The organism is Xenorhabdus innexi (assembly GCF_002632485.1).
Lineage (GTDB): Bacteria > Pseudomonadota > Gammaproteobacteria > Enterobacterales > Enterobacteriaceae > Xenorhabdus > Xenorhabdus innexi.
The window spans coordinates 1-19458 of the sequence record NZ_NIBU01000032.1 but is presented as its reverse complement, the minus strand read 5'-3'; the positions used below and the strand labels follow the sequence as shown (position 1 = coordinate 19458).

Genomic DNA, 19458 nt, shown 5'->3' with positions numbered 1-19458 from the left:
AAAGTAGTTCTACTTTTTTTCTAAGGCAATAACGTAATGCGAATTCATTTTGTTGTACATGAGGATTTTGAAGCACCCGGCGCATATGAAGACTGGGCTAAAGCGAGGGGATACCAAACCACATTTTCACGGGTTTATCTTGGGGAACAATTGCCGGATTCAATTGAAGAGATTGATTTTCTGATCGTCATGGGAGGGCCACAAAGCCCGGCAACAACTCTGGCTGATTGCCCATATTTTGATGCAGCAGCAGAAAAACAACTTATTGTGAAAGCGGCTACATCAGGCAAGATTGTCGTTGGGGTTTGCCTTGGGGCGCAATTAATTGGTGATGCTCTGGGAGGAACTTTCGAATACAGCCCGGAAAAAGAAATTGGGAAGTTCCCGATTATGCTTACCGAAGCAGGCTTAAAAAATGACCACTTTGCTCATTTTGGTAAAATACTTGAAGTCGGGCATTGGCACGGTGATATGCCGGGTTTAACCCCTGAGGCAAAAATTATCGCAATTAGTGAAGGCTGCCCCAGACAGATTATTGAATATCAAAATCTGGTTTATGCTTTTCAATGTCATATGGAACTGACCCCAGAATTAGTTGAGTTACTTATTCAAAATTCAGAAAAAGATCTGAATAAAGCGGATGAGTATAAATTTGTTCAGACACCGGAAATATTACGCACTCATGATTACAGCGAAATGAATAAGAAGTTATTTGTTTTTCTCGATAAGTTGACTGAACAATATCGAGTGATGAATTAACTCATATAGATATAGAAAATAAAAAAACACCACTTACAAAATTGCACCGTATGTTACGGTGCAATTGCAATTTAAGGGTTGTATCGATTGTTATTATAAGAAATTACTCTTTTAACCAACCTTTCTCTCTGGCTGCTTCTAACTGTGGCAGTAAATATTTCCAGAATTCTGGATAACTCTCAGAAATGAAGCTGAGTAAATTAAATACTTGCCCAAAACGAATTCCGTTTTCCACCCAGCTCTGACCATCATTATGTAAATTCATCAATACCGGCATAACTCTGTCGAGCATTTTAGCGAAACATGCCTCCGGTGTTTCTCCGTCTTCATATTCGTGCCAAAGTGCCAGAAAATGATCTCTCTGTGCTTCTGGCAGTAAGCCGAAAATACGTTGGGCAGCCAGTACTTCTTGCTCGTGAATGGCTTCACGGGCCGCTAAGTCAAACGCGATAACATCCCCGGCATCGATTTCAACAATATCGTGGATAAGTGCCATCTGGATGACACGGTTGATATTTACATTTCCGGCATACGGAGCAAAGCTGATAACTGCCAGTGCAAAGTGCCAGCTATGCTCCGCAGAGTTTTCATGGCGCTGGTTATTCAGGATCTTTGTTTTACGGTGTACGTTTTTTAACTTATCCAATTCCATGATAAAGGATATAACATCGGTAAACGGCCCGAAATCAACGGCGGTTATAGTTTGTGACATAAAAAACCTCAATTATTATTTTTCTTCCAATGAATAGGGTAGTGTTTGTATGGAGAGGGAAGAGTGTTCATCCTCACGAACACGGAATACGCTGTCTGCTTCCATATCATTATTCATGACAACCTGTACCCAGACTGAATCATCGGCTAATCTGACAGAAGCGAGAACTGTGCCGGTTCTGCGCCACTTATCACCTAACTGCCATTCCAGATCATCACCCGCCACAGGAAGGGAAGAAGCACTGCCAGCCAGCCAGTACATGGCCCGTTTATTCGCTCCGCGATATTTAGCCCGGGCCACCATTTCCTGACCGGTATAACAACCTTTCTGGAAATTGATACTGCCTTCAAGAGCCTGAAGATTGGCAGCTTGCGGGATAAATTGCGTACTGTTAGCTTCATCAATAACAGAGAATCCGGCTTCAATTTCCAGCGCCAGCCACTGTGGGCTATTGTTCGTCTGTGCCTGAGATTTCTCTACCAACGCTGCAGTTAATTGCGCAGCGGTTGTACTGTCCGTAACAAGAAGAAAACGTTCTGTTGGAAGAGAGAAGTGGAGAAGAGTTGTGGTTTCATGCTGGATAACGACAGTTTCTGTATCAGGTAGTACCGGGAAATGTGCTGCCAGTGCTTGCCTGCTTCCTGAGCCTGCAATACCAAGTAAAATACTTTCTTCATCTTTGGCAAAGGTGACTTTAGAGAAGACAGCATATTTTTTCAATTCAGCCAGTTGGCTATCCAATATGGAACGACGCCCTATATAGGCAAAACCTTCTTCACGATGAAACAGCCGCAGGTTACTCCACATTTTACCTTTGGCATCACAGTGCGCGCATAACACGTGCTGATTTGCATCCAAAGAATTAACATCCGCAGTAACCTGACCTTGCAGATATTTTTCGGCATCAGCCCCGATTGCAGTCACGATTGCCCAATCATCAAGAGAAATTAACGTGAGTGGGAGCGTTGCGGAAGGAGATGGAGATTTTGCAGAAAACGGAATTTGGTAAGCCATAACAGCTCCTGCCATAAACTATCTGAGAAATAACGTTAATGGTAAAAGAGATGAAGCCCAATGCAAAGGAGTTATTCCGGTTATTTTTTGGTTGAACATTTATTGTCAGCCTGTTGCGAGTCTCTTCGCATATTGTAGATATAAAACAGAACGCAAGACTGCAAAGGGTGAAAAACAGTCCAGAATCGCTGATAATTACCCTTGAGTGTGAAATTTTGCAATCGTGATCATTTTTGTCATAGCGGTAAACTTGTTAACCTTTCACATTATTCTTACAGCAACACTATTTTTTACAATAACACTATTCTTACGACCGTTGTTTTTGCAGTAACAGTTGTTTTTGCAGTAGCAGGTGTTTTTACAGTAGCAATAGTAAGTTCCTGCGGTAGTGGCTTTTTGCAGCTATCAAAATATTTGCACAAATCAAATAAAAGCATTACCGCGCCAATGGCACGAATGAAAATAATCAAGAGGCTTTTTAAACATGGATATTAACAATAAAGCACGTATTCACTGGGCATGTCGTCGTGGAATGCGTGAGCTGGATATTTCTATCATGCCATTTTTTGAATATGAATATGACACCTTAAGTGATGATGAAAAGCGTATTTTTGTTCGTTTGCTGGAGTGTCCAGACCCCGATCTGTTCAACTGGCTGATGAATCATGGTCGCCCGGAAGATGAAGCGCTTTTTGGCATGGTGCAATTGATTCAGAGCAGAAATCAGGCTCGTGGCCCTGTGGCACAGTGAACTGAAGCTATCTCGCCGGACGCGTCTGTTCTCTTCCTGCGTACATGGGTTGATCGCGCTGGCAGCTTTATTAGCACCGTGGCCTGCTGAAAGCTTTTATTTCTGGCTTCTGATAGTTGCTATCCCAAGCCTTGCTCTGACTATCATGAGTTGGGTACGAAGCCAGAAAAACATTCAACAGTGTCAGGGGCAATTAATACTGTTACATGACAATAAAGTGCATTGGCAAAATGTAAGGTGGAAAATGACTCAGCCGCCGTGGTTCAGCCATTATGGGATCATGCTTTCATTGTGTGCGTCTGAACAACCCGAAAGTTTTCGTCATAAGCCCGTTATTCGGCTGTGGGTGGCATCAGACAGTATGCCACCAGCGATGTGGCGCTACTTTAACCAGCGTATGCGTCAATATTCCAATATGAAGGTAATTTGAAAGATGATGGGTATTAAAATAGCGCTTCCATCTCTGCCAGTATCTGCATACACCATTGGTTCAGACGCTCGTCAGTCTCTTCGAACTGGTTTACATCATCCAGAGCGAGGCCGACAAATTGTTTGCCATCATCAGACAGTGGCTTAGGGCTGGTGAATTCATAGCCTTCAAGCGGCCAGAAACCAATAAACTGGGCACCTGTAGGCCGTAGTTGGTGATACAGCATTCCCAGTGCATCCAAAAACCATTCACTGTAATCAATTTGATCACCCATGCCATACATGGCAACGATTTTGCCCGATAAATCCAGAGATGGAAGTTGGTCCCAAATAGCCAGCCAGTCTTCCTGTATTTCACCGAAATCCCACGTAGGCATACCGAGAATTAAGACAGAATATTCTTCCATTAATTGAGGAGCGCAATCTTTGACGTTATGCAGGTCAATCAGATCTTCGCCAAGAATATCGCGTATTTTTTCTGCTACCATTTCAGTGTAGCAAGTGGTAGAACCGTAAAATAGACCAATTTTCATCATTAATTATCAGTGAATTTTTAATATCAGAGCAGGCATTGTAACAGAAGAATTGCTTTTTCAGGCATAATAGCTGACCGGAAAGCGCAGATACAAAGGAGGGCTTGTGCCAACAAAAGATAACTTATCAAAAAATGATGTGCCGGAACAAAGTCGATTGGCGGCTCCTCTGATAGAACAATTTCTGGATGCAATCTGGTTGGAAAAGGGGCTGGCAGAAAATACCCTTGCTTCTTACCGGCTTGATTTACAGTGTCTGCATAACTGGCTGATGCACGCGGGTTATGATCTACTCTCTGTGCAGTCTATCGATTTACAATCATTTTTGGCTGAACGGGTAGATGGCGGTTATAAAGCCAGTAGCTCAGCGCGTTTGTTAAGCGCAATGCGCAGATTGTTTCAGTATCTTTATCGTGAAAAAATGCGGACGGATGATCCGACTGCGCTTTTATCTGCCCCTAAATTACCTAAGCGCTTGCCAAAAGACCTAAGCGAAAAACAGGTTGAAAATTTACTTAACGCGCCTTCGAGTGATCAACCCATAGAATTACGGGATAAGGCAATGCTTGAAGTGCTCTATGCCTGTGGTTTACGAGTATCCGAGTTAGTCGGGCTGACATTATCAGATGTCAGCCTGCGTCAGGGAGTTGTCAGAATACTAGGAAAAGGGAACAAAGAAAGATTGGTTCCTTTAGGGGAAGAGGCGCTGTACTGGTTGGAACAATATCTTGAGTATGGACGCCCGTGGCTGCTGAATGGCATAGTGTCCGATGTATTTTTTCCCAGTAAACGCGGGACACAGATGACACGGCAGACTTTCTGGCACCGGATCAAGCATTACGCAGTATTGGCCGGAATTGATTCGGAACGTTTATCCCCCCACGTTTTACGTCATGCTTTTGCAACACATTTAATTAATCATGGCGCTGACTTACGGGTTGTGCAGATGCTACTGGGTCACAGTGATCTCTCTACAACACAGATTTATACTCATGTGGCAACTGAACGTCTTAAAGTGCTACATCAACAACATCATCCTCGCGGATAACTTACTCATAAATAGCTGCTCAACAGAAGTTATTTGTGGATAAATTGCGAGAAGGATGAAAAAGGAACAAAAAATGAAAAAGATAGCGTTTTGTCTTTCCTTAATATTTACAGCTTTTACCGGTAATGTATTTGCTGATAACAGCATGATTGATAAGTCATTATCAAAGATGGGTCTCAAAGCAGAAAGTGTTAATCCGTCTGGGATTACGGGCGTAAGCAGTGTTTTAACTCAACATGGAACAATCTATATCTCTGACGATGGCAATTATATGTTTCAGGGGCCGCTTTACGACATCAGCGGCAAAACGCCAAAGCAGGTTGTGAATAAATCTCTGGTAAAAAAACTGGAAACCCTGAAAGATCAAATGATCATTTATAAGGCTCCGAAAGAAAAATATGTCGTTACCGTGTTTACAGATATCACTTGTGGGTATTGCCATAAATTGCATGAAAATATGAAGGAATATAATGATGAGGGAATTACCATCCGTTATCTGGCATTCCCGCGTCATGGTCTGCAACACCAGTCGGCCAAAGATATGCAATCTATCTGGTGTAGTGCGAAAGCTGCCAAGGCGCTGGACGCTGCCTTCAAAGGGGAAAAAATTTTACCTATCGAGAGTTGTAAAAAGGATATTGCCAAACATTACGAGTTGGGCTTACAGCTTGGAGTTAATGGAACTCCGGCTATTGTACTCAAAGACGGCACTCTGATTAGTGGTTTTTTACCGCCAAAAGAGTTAGCTAATGCACTGGCGCAGCACGGTGAATAATTACCGGCATATCTTGCTTAAGCGCATAATACGCAGTGAATTACACTCTGCAATGAATAAAAACCAGTGATGAATTAATCCAGTGAATAGAAAAACACAGCTCCGCCGCCGTCCAGCGGCGGATGATAGTCTCCTTCCTGATAGTCTCCATCCATTATTACGCCGTCTTTATGCCACGCGCGGCATACGTCAGGCTGATGAGTTAGAACGTGGTGCTAAAGGGTTGCTCAATTATCAATCCCTGAATGGCATTGACAGGGCTGTTTCCCTGCTTGTCGAAGCACTACATCAGCACTGGCGTATTGTTATTGTCGGTGATTTTGATGCTGACGGCGCGACCAGTACTGCATTAAGCATTCGGGCACTGCGTGCAATGGGGTATCGGGATCTGGATTACTTTGTGCCTAACCGCTTCGAAGATGGTTATGGCCTGAGTGTTCAGGTTGTCAATGATGTCGTGAAAAAAGGCGCAGATCTGATCATCACCGTGGATAACGGGATCTCTTCCCATGATGGTGTCATGGTTGCACATCAGCATGGTCTTAAAGTGATCGTTACAGATCACCATTTGCCGGGTGAAACATTACCAACCGCCGATGCCATTGTTAACCCGAATCTGACTGACTGCTCCTTCCCTTCAAAAGCACTTGCTGGGGTGGGTGTCGCTTTTTACCTGATGTCTGCACTCAGGGCAGAATTACGTCAAATGGCATGGTTTGAGCAACAGGGCATTCCTTTGCCCAATCTGGCCGAACTGCTTGATTTGGTTGCGTTGGGGACGGTGGCTGATGTCGTTCCGCTTGATACTAACAATCGTATTTTGGTGTATCAGGGATTGAATCGAATTCGTGCCGGACGTTGTTGCGCGGGTATCCGGGCATTGTTGGAAATATCTAAACGAGAAGCAGGAAAATTATCTGCCAGTGATTTGGGATTTTCCCTTGGACCACGGTTAAATGCCGCAGGACGGCTGGACGATATGTCCGTCGGCGTCACACTGCTCTTAACGGATGATATGGTACAGGCCCGACAGATTGCCTGTGAACTGGACGGCCTGAATCAGACACGGCGTGAAATCGAACTGGGTATGCAGCAGGAAGCCTTGCAAATTTGTGACCAGATTGAGCGTACCCATACCGAATTGCCTTATGGGCTGGCTATTTATCATCCTGAATGGCATCAGGGTGTAGTGGGAATTCTGGCATCACGCATCAAAGAGCGTTTTCACCGGCCGGTTATCGCTTTTGCTCCAGCGGGAGATGGCACACTGAAAGGTTCAGGCCGTTCCATCAACGGGCTGCATATGCGTGATGCTCTGGAGCGCCTTGATACCCTGTATCCCGGATTAATGCTGAAATTTGGTGGTCATGCAATGGCTGCCGGGCTATCGCTGGAACAGGATAAATTTGAGCTGTTTCAACGTCATTTCTCTGCCTTGGTAGCCGAATGGCTGGATATAGAGCAGCTTGAAGGTGTCGTCTGGAGTGATGGCGAGTTGACACTGGGAGAGCTGTCACTGGAAATCGCAGAGGTTTTGCGGGATGGCGGCCCTTGGGGACAGGCATTTTCTGAGCCGGTATTTGACGGTAAATTCAGGCTGTTACAACAGCGGATTGTCGGTGAAAATCATCTGAAAGTCATGATTGAACCATTAAACGGAGGGCCAATGCTGGATGGTATTGCGTTTAACATTGACACTCAATATTGGCCTGATAATAGCGTTAAAACAGTGGAACTGGCTTATAAACTGGATATTAACGAATTTCGTGGTAATCGTGATGTTCAGCTTTTGATCCAGCACATCTGGCCCTGTTAAAGTAGCTGAATTGATTGCCCAGCAAATCAATTGAAATGCTATAAACCCTGTGTCAGATCCGCTACAATACGCGGTTCGACAATATCCATAGCCATCTTTCTATAAAAACCATTGTTTTTATAAAACACAACGTATAAGACACGAAATATGTTTGAAATTAATCCGGTAAAAAACCAGATTCAGAACCTGTCTGAGCGGACAGCTGTTCTGAGGGGGTATCTTTGACTATGATGCCAAGAAAGAACGTTTAGAAGAAGTTAATGCTGAATTAGAGCAGCCAGATGTCTGGAATGAGCCGGAACGGGCGCAGGCGTTAGGCAAAGAACGTTCATCACTGGAAGGCATCGTTGAAACGATTGATCAGCTTGAACAGGGATTGGAAGATGTGAACGGCCTGCTGGAGCTGGCAGTTGAAGCTGATGATGAAGAGACTTTCAATGAAGCGGTAGCTGAATTGCAACAATTGGAAGAAAAACTGGAGCAGCTTGAATTCCGCCGTATGTTCTCAGGCGAATATGACAGCGCGAACTGTTATCTGGATCTACAGGCTGGCTCTGGCGGTACGGAAGCACAGGATTGGGCCAGTATGCTGATGCGTATGTATCTGCGCTGGGCAGAATCCAAGGGCTTCAAGACTGAAATTATCGAGGAATCTGATGGTGATGTAGCAGGCCTGAAATCCGCTACCATCAAAATTATCGGTGAATATGCTTACGGCTGGCTGCGTACTGAAACAGGCGTACATCGCTTGGTACGTAAAAGCCCGTTTGATTCCGGCGGTCGTCGCCATACATCATTCAGCTCCGCCTTTATTTACCCCGAAGTTGATGATGACATTGATATTGAAATCAATCCTGCTGATTTGCGTATTGATGTATACCGGGCTTCTGGTGCTGGTGGTCAGCACGTTAACAAAACTGAATCTGCGGTACGTATTACCCACGAACCTACAGGCATTGTGACTCAGTGTCAGACTGATCGTTCTCAACATAAAAACAAAGATCAGGCGATGAAACAGTTAAAAGCAAAACTGTATGAGTTCGAAATGCAGAAGAAAAATGCTGATAAACAGGCAATGGAAGATAACAAATCGGATATCGGTTGGGGTAGCCAAATCCGCTCTTATGTTTTAGATGATTCCCGCATTAAAGACTTGCGTACAGGTGTTGAAACCCGTAACACGCAATCTGTGCTGGATGGTGATTTGGACAAATTCATTGAAGCAAGCTTAAAAGCTGGCCTATGAGGAACTAAAATGTCGCAACAACAGCAGGGGGCTGAACAGGCTCCTGACTTAAATAACGAACTGAAAACCCGCCGTGAAAAACTGGTTACACTGCGTAGTAACGGTATTGCATTCCCGAATGATTTTCGTCGTGAAAACATTTCTGAAGATTTGCATGCAAAATACGATGATAAGACTCAGGAAGAGCTGGAAGAGCTGAATATTGAAGTAACAGTTGCTGGTCGTATGATGACCCGTCGTATCATGGGTAAGGCATCTTTTGCGACCTTACAGGATATGGGCGGTCGTATTCAGATTTATGTTTCTCGTGATGATCTGCCGGAAGGCATTTATAACGAACAGTTCAAGAAATGGGATTTGGGTGACATTTTAGGCGCACGCGGTAAATTGTTTAAAACCAAAACCGGTGAGCTTTCTATCCACTGTAGTGAACTGCGTCTGCTGACTAAAGCACTGCGTCCATTGCCGGATAAATTCCACGGTCTGGCAGATCAGGAAACCCGTTACCGTCAGCGTTATCTGGATCTGATCTCAAATGATGAATCACGCAAAACATTCCAGATCCGCTCCCGCGTGATGGCAGCACTGCGTAATTTCATGGTCAGTAAAGACTTCATGGAAGTCGAAACACCAATGATGCAGGCAATTCCGGGTGGTGCAAGCGCACGTCCATTCACGACACACCACAATGCGCTGGATATCGATATGTACCTGCGTATTGCACCGGAGCTGTACCTGAAACGTCTGGTAGTCGGTGGTTTTGAACGTGTATTTGAAATCAACCGCAACTTCCGTAACGAAGGTATCTCTCCGCGCCATAACCCTGAGTTCACCATGATGGAACTCTACATGGCTTATGCGGATTATCAGGATCTGATCGTGCTGACTGAAGAGCTGTTCCGTACACTGACTCAGGATGTACTTGGAACGACTTTGGTCAAATACGGTGAACAAGAGTTTGATTTTGGCAAGCCTTTCATCAAAATGACCATGAAAGAAGCGATCTGCAAATATCGTCCGGAAACCAATATGGCGGATCTGGATGATATGGATAAAGCCGTTGCTATCGCTGAATCTATTGGTATCGAAATTGATAAAAGCTGGGGATTGGGTCGCATTCAGTGTGAGATCTTCGAAGAGACGGCTGAAAGCCATTTGATTCAGCCGACATTCATCACTGAATATCCGGCAGAAGTTTCTCCGTTGGCACGTCGTAACGATGATAACCCATTCATTACTGATCGTTTTGAATTCTTCATTGGCGGACGCGAAATCGGTAATGGCTTCTCCGAGCTGAACGATGCAGAAGATCAGGCAGAACGTTTTGCAGAGCAGGTTCGTCAGAAAGACGAAGGCGATGACGAAGCCATGTTCTACGATGATGACTACGTCACTGCACTGGAGCACGGTATGCCACCAACAGCGGGTCTGGGCATCGGTATCGACCGTATGGTAATGCTGTTCACTGACAGCCATACTATCCGGGATGTGATCCTGTTCCCGGCTATGCGCCCGAATAAATAATCATTTTTGATTAAAATTTATAATAACGCCCTGCACATTTCATTGAGCAGGGCGTTTCTTTTATCTGATAATAGTTATTAATGTGATGGAGTAAAAAGCATACACTTGTTCATTGGTAAGCAGTTGCTGAGATTCAATAAGAGGTATATATTTCATTGTGTCAAACCTCTGATGCGAGTGTAGCTCAATGGTAGAGCAGAGGCTTCCCAAGCCTACGACGAGGGTTCGATTCCCTTCATTCGCTCCAATCAGTTATCTCCCGAAGTCAATAAAACCCCTTATTAACGATAAAGTAAGGAAAGTAAAAATTGTGTGGTTTTCTCTATCTCTGGGATCACCTTTATAAACCTGTACAGCAAACTTTTATTGCTGCCACAGTTAAATTTGATATTGTAAAGCAAAAATGAAATGAAAATATAATAGAGCAAAAATATGACACAACATTTACATTGGAAAAAAGGGAATTATCAAATATCGACAAATAAATCTTTGTTAGATATTACCGCTATCCATCAGTTTCTTACCCAATCCCATTGGGCTAAAGGAATTGATATTGAAACTGTTCAATGCTCAATTGAAAATAGTCTGATATTCGGATTGTATGATGAGAAAAATCAAATAGGGTTTGCCAGATTTGTGACAGACTTTTCAACCTTTGGGTATTTATGTGATTTTTACGTACTGAAAGAATATCAAAAACAGCAGTTGGGAGGCTGGCTTATGACATGCTGTCAATCTCATCCCGTTATTCAGAAACTTCGAAGAGTCATGTTGGTAACTTCATCTGCACACTGGTTATACGAAAAGTTTGGCTATTCTCCCGTTAATCGACAGAATTTTGTCTGGCAGATATTTCGTCCAGATATTTATGAAGAAAATTGATGCCAGCTTATTATCGGGGATGGCATTTATTGGGGAATATATTAATATTTTCCGAAGATAATGTGAAAGCAGAGCATTGCTGAGAAAATTGAACACTATCCTCCAGTGTCATTCCTGCCAGCCAACAATGCACAAGGCCCGCCATCATTGCATCACCAGCGCCATTGGTATTGACAATATTACTGGTTAATGCACGTGAATAACCTGATTTATTATCTAATTCACTATAATACACACCTTCTGAATCCATACTTAAAATTATGCGTTGGACACCCTGTTGATGAAACCAGTCAGCAGCAATTTCTGCATCTGCCAGTGTTTCGATCTCGATACCACTAAGTATCTTGGCTTCTGAACGGTTAGGTTTCAGAGTGTGAATATAGGGTAGCCACTGGCGAATATTAGGTGCTTTGAACGTCGAAACGGTATCAACAAAAATTGGAACGTTATTGGCGTGATTAAATATCCACTCCAATGATTCCTGATATAAATTGCAATCAAGAACTAATACACTGGCATTTTGGATAAGTTTTTTAGATTGAGACAGCAAGGGAGGTGTAAGCTTTTTCAGAATACTCATATCATTTACAGATATAATACACATCCCGTTCTCGTCAATAAATGAATTGTAGATTGACGTTTTTTCATCATCAAGTTTATGTAGATATTTAATATTAACGCCAGACAATTTAGTTGTCTCTGACAAGATCTTACCATTTTGGTCATTGCCAACAACTGAAATTAAATAACTTTCATTTTTTAATTCGGCAATATTTTGTGCGATATTTCTCCCGACCCCGCCGGGGGTAGAGATTATTTTCCCTGGGTTGGAATCATCATATATAACTTTGGAAAAAGAATAACTGGTTATATCTATATTAGCCGCACCAATGGTAACAGCATAAACATCATTTGAAAGAATATAACCTTTCCCTTTTATATAGCCTTTTTTACTCAGGTTCATAATATGTCCCGCTACACAGGAGCGGCTAATTCCAAGGATATCTGCAATTTCTTGTTGTTGTATAAAAGGGTCCCTTTTTAAAATTTGCAGTATCTGATTTTCCCTGTTTGACATTTTATGCCCTTGGCTGTTTTTTATATCTCTATTTTTATTGTATATCTGGCAGGTAGTAAAGGCTGATCTTATAGTTTATTTTATTTTTGAGAAAGTGATCGTAAGTTTGGTAAGGGTAATTTATGAAAGATAATGTGATCTATATCAAATATATTGTTCTGGTAAATAATCTGTGTTTAGCAGAATGAAAAGATTTAGAAAGTAAACTATATTTTATGCTAAATAAAATGACATTATATCAATTGGTTAGCTATTTTTTGGTTCTTTGCAAACAAGTGTTTGTTTTTCAGCTCATGTTTATGAAGTGTTTGTATTCTATCTGTGAGGATATGGCAATATATAAGTGATAAATTTGATATTCATTAATCTTAATAGAGATATTATAAGATTGAATGAATTTTCATAATAGTGAGAGTTTCAACATATGATGCTTTCTTTTCCTTGTGCATCGTGAGGAGGAAGAAATGCGCCTAATTCTCTTATCATTTTCAAAAGGTATTTAATTACCATATTAATAAAAATTTTTATTCTTGGTGGTTTATGGTTATAAAAAACTTAGGGATATTATTAATAGTATATATTCCGTTAACAATAGCCTCTCCGGTGGATTTTAATGAAAATTTACCTTCATCAACCATAAACGAAGGAATTAATAATTTACAGAATAGTGAAAGAGAGATTAATCGGTTGATTGAAGAAAGGCAGCATCAGGAAATGGTTAATCGATCAAAGAGGTATTCTTCAAAGGAATTACCACCAAATTTGAAAGGAGATAAAAAGTGTTTGCCAATTAATGGAATTTATCTTCAGGGGATATCATTATTATCATCATCTGACTTAAAGACATTAAGCCCGATTTCTAATGGTTGTATTACCAGTAATTATATCAATAAATTGGCATCCGAAATTACAAATCTTTATGTTCAGAAAGGGTATGTGACAGCCCGCGTAAAATTGATCCCTCCTGACGACGAAAAAAAATTAGGAGTTAGGGTCATAGAAGGGTTTATTGAAGATATTAAGGGAGGAAATCGCTGGGTTAATAGTCAGACGCTTTTTCCTGACTTAAAGAATATGCCATTGAATATACACCAGCTTGATCAGGGGCTAGATCAGGCAAATCGTTTGCAATCAAATAAAACCACATTGGATATTTTACCGGGTACAGTTAATGGAGGGTCTATTATTCTTCTTCATAATAAACATAGTGCTCCCTGGAAAGTTTCTTTAACAACTGATAATTATGGACAAAAAAATACAGGGAAATGGGTAGGAAGAATAAACACCAGTTTTGACAGCCTGCTGGGATTATCAGATTTTATCAGTTTTAGTGGAAGTTCTACGCTGAAAAAAGGCCCGAAAAAATATAATCGATCTTACATTTTTCTTTATTCACTCCCATATGGAGATTTAACATTTAGTACATTTTATGTTGGTTCTAAATATAGCCATCAACAACATTCAAAATATACGATAATAAATATAAATGGTGATGCTCAACAATCAGGTATTCGCTCTGATTGGGCATTTCGCCGTAACCAGACACAAATAGATACACTGAGAACACAGTTTGTATATAAAAAGGGGAATAATTATTTAAATAATGAAAAGATTATATATAGTAGTGAATCTGTGAGTTTAGTCTCTCTTAACTTTAATCATTTTCAAATTATTCCAACCGGTTTTTGGTCTGCAGATATAGGTATTAGCCAAGGTGTGCCATGGTTTAATGAGCAAACAGTCATGGATAAAAAATTCACTAAAGGAATGATGTCAATATATTTTCAAAAAAAATTAAGATTATTTAATTCATCTTATTTATTCAATAGCCAGTTTAATATTCAATATAGCCATGATAAGTTACCGGCTATGGAATGTATTGACATTACGGATAAAAACAATATCAGGGGATTCAATGAGAGTTTTTTCTGTTCTGATAATGGGTGGTATTTAAGAAATTCACTATCTTATCCACTCCCCATAGCTATTCCTCAGGGCTATTTAGCATTAAATATAGGTGGCGATTTAGGTCAAGTTAAAATTAATAACCGTAAAAATCAATGGGTAAATGCCATAGGATTAAGCGCTGGGTTTTCATTAAATTATCAACAGTTGTTTGCTGATGTTCAAGTCGGTAGAGGGAAAATTTTATCCCAGCAATACAAAGAACTTAATAACCCCATACAGATATTAGCTCGTATTTCTTATGGTTTTTAATTTCAGGAAAAGAACTTTTTTGACTCAGCCATATTTTCACACATAGTAATGAATAGATGTATAGGAGTAATTAAGATGAAAGAAAAAAAATTCAAGTTATCACCATCTGGTCGGCTTGCTGCATCAATGGCAATTATTATTCTTTTTAGTTCAAGTGGTTTTTCCAATGGAATTGTATCTGGGGGGGATGCAGCACACCGACCGGATGTTACACAATCTGAATCTGGTGCGGATGTAGTCAATATTGTTGCGCCCTCTGAATCTGGGTTATCACATAATCAATATAATGATTTTAATGTTTCTGAAAAGGGTGCGGTTTTTAATAACTCGATAGATGGTGGAAAATCACAATTAGCTGGAGAGCTGCCGGGAAATAGCAATTTGCACGGTAATTCAGCAAATATCATTTTAAATGAGGTCGTTAGCCGTAATCCGTCTTTATTGTTAGGTAAGCAGGAAGTTTTTGGCATGGCAGCAGATTACGTATTGGCAAATCCTAATGGTATTACTTGTGATGGATGTGGATTTATTAATACAAATCAGTTATCACTGGTTGTGGGTAATCCACTAGTCGAAAAAGGTACTTTACAGGGATTTAATACATTTGATAATACAAACAGTCTGAAAATCGGTGTGGGAGGATTAATCCATGATTCCATCATAAATCTTTTTTCTCCCAAAATAGATAGTCGCGGAAAAATCAGTACCAGTCAGGATATTAATATTATTACAGGTCAGAATAAAATATCTGCTGATGGCCGGGTATTGGATTCAAAACAGGTAGGGGCAGGTTTACTCGATAGTTACTATTTAGGTAGTATGCAGGCTGGTCGTATTCGATTATTAAGTACAGCTAAGGGTAATGGTGTTAATGTGCTGGGGAATATGACTGCCGATGATAATATTAATATTGAATCTAAAGGTGGATTAAATCTGGAAGGTGCCAACTTAAGAGGAGGTGATCTCGAATTAAAAGGTGAAAACATTTCATCTAAGGGAGCTTTGGATGAAGTATCTTCTAAAGATGAAAAATCAGAGGGTAATTTTTTTAGTGGAAGCCGTACTGGTAGCGGAAAAAAATCACAAATTATTCACCGGACAAGATTAGAAGGTGGAAATATTACATTAAATGCCAGCAAGAGTAATAAAATTAAAGGAACAGATATCTATGGAAAAGATATTAATATAACAGGTGATAATATTGATATAGGCGGTCAACAAGTTAATCAACATTCGGAAAATTATCAAGAGCAATGGAAATTTTTATGGAAGAATAGCAAAAAAAACACTTATGATAAAACTGAACAGGAAGGAAATGATATCAGAGCAGATAACAATATAAATCTAACTTCTACTGGAGAGGATATAAGTATACATGGAAGTCAAGTTGATGCAGGTAATAATCTTTCATTATCATCTAAACGTAATGTAATAATAGATGGATTGATAGAAAATGAAAAAATTGATGATCAGAAATATAACAGGCTGGAGTCAGCTTCACTGGATACTGGGTTAAAAGAAAAAGGACACTCTACGCAGAAACAAGTTAGAAGTGAATTGAATGCTGGTAATGATCTTGGTATTGAGGCAAATGGTGATATAAAAATATCAGGCTCTAAAGCACATGCTGGAAATAACCTTGATATTAAAGCTGATAAAAAAACACAAATCATATCCCAGTCTTTTGGTGATAAGAGTACTGATTCTGATAATAGAACTTATTGGGGAGGAATAGCTGGAGGGAAAAATAAAAATAACTATATCGAAGATAAAAAAAATCAATCATCTGATATTACAGCCGATGGGCATGTATTACTTGTAGGAAGTGATGGCATTAACATTACCGGCAGTAATATTGAAGCAGATAAAGGCGCATATTTTCAATCAGACAATGGTGATTTGGTCATTAATAATGCAGTTAGTTACCATAAAAAAGTTATTGATGAGCGTAATGGGACTGTTCTTAATATTACTAAGGATTCTAATAAAGAAAAAGAAAAAAAAGAAAAAGCAGAACAAAGTGAGGTTGTCTCTAATGCGGATTTGAAATTATATAGTGGAAAAGATATTGAAGTGACAGGTAGCACATTAAAAAGTTCTGGTGACTTGAATATTAATGCAGGCAATAACTTAACTATTTCTCCTTATGGAGAAAGGTATGACAAGCAAAAAGTAACCTCATTACTTGAAGCCGGAGGAATATCTGATTCTTCCGGTGAAGGTAAAAACACTAAAAAAGGGATTTATATTAAGTATGACAGTGATAAAGCAGAACAAGAAAATATAACACAAAAATCATCTGAATTGAGTGGAGGAAATATAACAATTAATGCAGGTAAAGATGTGACAGTTGTTGGTTCAGATATAATGACGAGAAATGGTGATGCGAGTATATCTGCTGATAATATTTCCTTCCTTGCATCTAATGATCTGGCTGCCCAAAGGAAGTCTCACTCTTCAACCGGCGTTGGTTTGGTTTTATCTATAGGAAATCAAGGAGCAAGTATCGGTGGTTTCGCTAAACATAGTGCTAAAAATAATTCTCAGGAGAAAAAGGAAGCAGTTGTTTCAAAAACAAATATTGCAGGAGATCTTAAATTAAATGCACGAAATAAATTGGTGCAACAGGGGAGTCAGCATAATGTTGTTGGTAATTATGAGGCTAATGCTGACAGTATAGAGAATAGAGCAGCGGAAAGTAGTAATATACTTTCTTCAGGAAATTTTAATATTGGGGGAGGAGCTACACTCTCTTTTGGTATAAAAAATAATTCACTTGATATTAATGCCGGTGCTTCAGTCAAAGGAAGCAATTACACAGCAAATAATATTACGTCAAATGCCAATGTTACTTCAATTAAAGCTAATAATAATATTAATATAAATGCCAGAGAGGATATATATGATCAAGGGACGCAATATAATTCAGCTAATGGAGGAATAGAGCTAAAAGCGAATAATCATATCAATGAAGCCGCATTTAATAAAACTGAAAAAAATGTTTCTGATACATCCGGCCGTGCTGAGATACAAGCAGGTTTAGCACTTCTATCCCAGGATCTTACTGTTAGGGCCAAAGGAAAGGGAGGCGTTTCCCGCAGCTCTGAATCTAATTCTGATGCTATTGTCAGTGATTTCAGGGCACATAAAGATATTAATATTCAGGCTCGCCATGATGTCAAATATCAGGGAATATCGTTTAATTCAGATAACGGAAAATCAACAATAACTGCCGGAAATAATATTAGTATTGGTCAGGCCAATAATACTATTAAGAAAACTAAAACAGATTATGGTGTTGCTCTTGGTGCTGGAGTGGGCGTCAATTTGCCTACAGGAGTTGTTAATATGGGGGCCGGATCTATTGCAGCGGAATATGCCGTAAGTGATGATACCAGAGTGACAGCAAAAAATAGTAATATTAACGGAGCACAGGGAGTCAACTTAACTGCTGGAAATAATCTATCTTTACAGGGAACAAATGTTTCTGGTAACGATATAAATCTTGATGCAAAACAAGGTGAAATAATAATTACATCTGCACAGGATAGTATAAATAAAGATAGTTTCCAAATTGGGGCTGATGTAGGGGCTGGTGTGGCTATGAATGCTTCTAAATTAGCTCAGGTTAAGGCAAAGGCTTATGGAAAATTTGGTAATGGTTATGAGAGAGATGTCATCAATCATAATAGCCAGATTACGGGTGAAAACGTAACATTAGCCAGTAAAAAAGATACGACAATTAAAGGCACTAATATTGTGGCGGATAGAGTGAACGGTAAAATAGGAGGTGATCTTAATATTGAAACAGCTCAAAATACCGCTAATGGGAAAAATATATATCTGGAAGCCGGAGGGCAATTCAATAGTGGTACAATTTTTAGTGGCAATCAACCATCCGGATTTAAAGGCGTATTTAATATAGTTAAAAATCTTGTGTTAGGTGTAAAAACTCGATTTAAATTTGATTACGAAAAACATGATGATATGGGATTAGCAAATCAGACTGGAATCTCTGCTAAAAACGGGATTAATTTGGATGTGGATGGTAAAACTAATCTGACAGGAGCGAAGATTGAAAGCACTGATCAGCCAGTTATTTTAAATACGGAAGAAGTGGTGAATCATGAATTAACAGCCCATAGTCAAGAACAAAAAATCTCTGTGAAATTACCGGGTTCTCCTATAGAACTTTTATTTAGTTTACCCGGAGCAATCTCTGATATTGTTCATGGAAAAGTACCCTATACAGATATGCAGTCCCATAATAAAAAAATCGGAACACTCACTAATAAAATAATTTCACCACCTCCAAAGGTTTCAAATTGTATTGTGACGGTCAGAGATAAAGTCTCCGGAAATATAGGTAGTAATGTATCTAAAAAAATGGTGACACAAGTGACTGGATGCGGTCAACAATCAGGTAACCTGAATGGTGGAGGAGTATAAGTTGAGCATTATTTTATTATTAAATAGTAAAAACCCACCTGCTTAACAGGTGGGTTTTTGTATTAATCAATCTTGCTTGCATTCACATAATAAGTGCAACACCGTTATGAACGAAGTAAACGAGTCGGTATGCCTTTAAATAACTCATTCGGTGTTTGATAACCTCGCGTTTTTCGAGGACGTTTATTTAATCGATTTGCCACGAGATTTATCTCCAACTCTGAG

Annotated in this window: 15 protein-coding genes, 1 tRNA gene and 1 pseudogene; 12 read left to right on the top strand and 5 right to left on the bottom strand. The window is 40.0% G+C overall.

Features of this window, described 5'->3' with window-relative positions; all coding sequences use genetic code 11:
- Positions 1-36 precede the first annotated feature (36 nt).
- Entirely contained in the window at positions 37-759 is a 723-nt protein-coding gene (locus Xinn_RS12905) for a type 1 glutamine amidotransferase (protein WP_086955945.1), read from the top strand.
- Positions 760-862: 103 nt separating this feature from the next.
- Here the strand turns inward: Xinn_RS12905 and Xinn_RS12900 are convergent, their stop codons facing one another.
- The gene (locus tag Xinn_RS12900; RefSeq protein ID WP_086955946.1) at positions 863-1471 is read right to left on the bottom strand and encodes an HD domain-containing protein; all 609 of its coding nucleotides are present in this window, start codon (positions 1469-1471) and stop codon (positions 863-865) included.
- Positions 1472-1486: 15 nt separating this feature from the next.
- Entirely contained in the window at positions 1487-2485 is a 999-nt protein-coding gene (gene ygfZ, locus Xinn_RS12895) for a tRNA-modifying protein YgfZ (RefSeq protein ID WP_086955947.1), read from the bottom strand.
- Positions 2486-2969: 484 nt separating this feature from the next.
- Between ygfZ and sdhE the strand changes: the two genes are divergently transcribed.
- Positions 2970-3236: an FAD assembly factor SdhE gene (gene sdhE, locus Xinn_RS12890; protein WP_086955948.1), complete on the top strand. Its 267-nt coding sequence runs from the start codon at positions 2970-2972 to the stop codon at positions 3234-3236.
- Complete coding sequence (locus Xinn_RS12885; protein WP_244590196.1) at positions 3217-3666, top strand: protein YgfX; 450 nt, start codon at positions 3217-3219, stop codon at positions 3664-3666. Before sdhE ends, Xinn_RS12885 begins: the two co-directional genes overlap by 20 nt.
- A 13-nt stretch (positions 3667-3679) precedes the next feature.
- Here the strand turns inward: Xinn_RS12885 and fldB are convergent, their stop codons facing one another.
- A complete protein-coding gene (gene fldB, locus Xinn_RS12880) occupies positions 3680-4198 on the bottom strand; it encodes a flavodoxin FldB (RefSeq protein WP_086955949.1) in 519 nt (172 codons plus the stop codon).
- 157 nt (positions 4199-4355) lie between these two features.
- Between fldB and xerD the strand changes: the two genes are divergently transcribed.
- The 7 genes from xerD (at position 4356) to Xinn_RS12845 (ending at position 11489) form a co-directional block, all read left to right on the top strand.
- The gene (gene xerD / locus Xinn_RS12875) at positions 4356-5246 is read left to right on the top strand and encodes a site-specific tyrosine recombinase XerD (RefSeq protein ID WP_086956601.1); all 891 of its coding nucleotides are present in this window, start codon (positions 4356-4358) and stop codon (positions 5244-5246) included.
- Positions 5247-5319: 73 nt separating this feature from the next.
- The gene (dsbC, locus tag Xinn_RS12870; protein ID WP_086955950.1) at positions 5320-6021 is read left to right on the top strand and encodes a bifunctional protein-disulfide isomerase/oxidoreductase DsbC; all 702 of its coding nucleotides are present in this window, start codon (positions 5320-5322) and stop codon (positions 6019-6021) included.
- A gap of 82 nt (positions 6022-6103) precedes the next feature.
- Positions 6104-7837, top strand: a complete 1734-nt coding sequence (gene recJ, locus Xinn_RS12865) for a single-stranded-DNA-specific exonuclease RecJ (RefSeq protein WP_086955951.1) — start codon at positions 6104-6106, stop codon at positions 7835-7837.
- Between the two features lie 147 nt (positions 7838-7984).
- A protein-coding gene (prfB, locus tag Xinn_RS12860) for a peptide chain release factor 2 (protein WP_099137661.1) occupies positions 7985-9083 on the top strand; the annotation gives its coding sequence in 2 pieces (ribosomal slippage) (positions 7985-8059 and positions 8061-9083; 1098 coding nt in all).
- Between the two features lie 9 nt (positions 9084-9092).
- Positions 9093-10607: a lysine--tRNA ligase gene (gene lysS / locus Xinn_RS12855; protein ID WP_086955952.1), complete on the top strand. Its 1515-nt coding sequence runs from the start codon at positions 9093-9095 to the stop codon at positions 10605-10607.
- Between the two features lie 173 nt (positions 10608-10780).
- Positions 10781-10854 (top strand) — tRNA-Gly (locus Xinn_RS12850).
- A gap of 185 nt (positions 10855-11039) precedes the next feature.
- Positions 11040-11489: a GNAT family N-acetyltransferase gene (locus Xinn_RS12845; protein WP_086955953.1), complete on the top strand. Its 450-nt coding sequence runs from the start codon at positions 11040-11042 to the stop codon at positions 11487-11489.
- Between the two features lie 10 nt (positions 11490-11499).
- Here Xinn_RS12845 and Xinn_RS12840 read toward each other — a convergent pair whose 3' ends face one another.
- On the bottom strand, positions 11500-12567 hold the full coding sequence (locus Xinn_RS12840) for a PfkB family carbohydrate kinase (RefSeq protein ID WP_086955954.1): 1068 nt from the start codon (positions 12565-12567) through the stop codon (positions 11500-11502).
- 540 nt (positions 12568-13107) lie between these two features.
- Between Xinn_RS12840 and Xinn_RS12835 the strand changes: the two genes are divergently transcribed.
- Both Xinn_RS12835 and Xinn_RS12830 read left to right on the top strand, forming a co-directional pair.
- Positions 13108-14784, top strand: a complete 1677-nt coding sequence (locus Xinn_RS12835; RefSeq protein ID WP_086955955.1) for a ShlB/FhaC/HecB family hemolysin secretion/activation protein — start codon at positions 13108-13110, stop codon at positions 14782-14784.
- A gap of 75 nt (positions 14785-14859) precedes the next feature.
- On the top strand, positions 14860-19233 hold the full coding sequence (locus tag Xinn_RS12830; RefSeq protein WP_169923577.1) for a hemagglutinin repeat-containing protein: 4374 nt from the start codon (positions 14860-14862) through the stop codon (positions 19231-19233).
- A 104-nt stretch (positions 19234-19337) separates the two neighbouring features.
- Here the strand turns inward: Xinn_RS12830 and Xinn_RS12825 are convergent.
- Positions 19338-19458, bottom strand: a pseudogene (locus Xinn_RS12825) (IS30 family transposase); the annotation flags it as partial.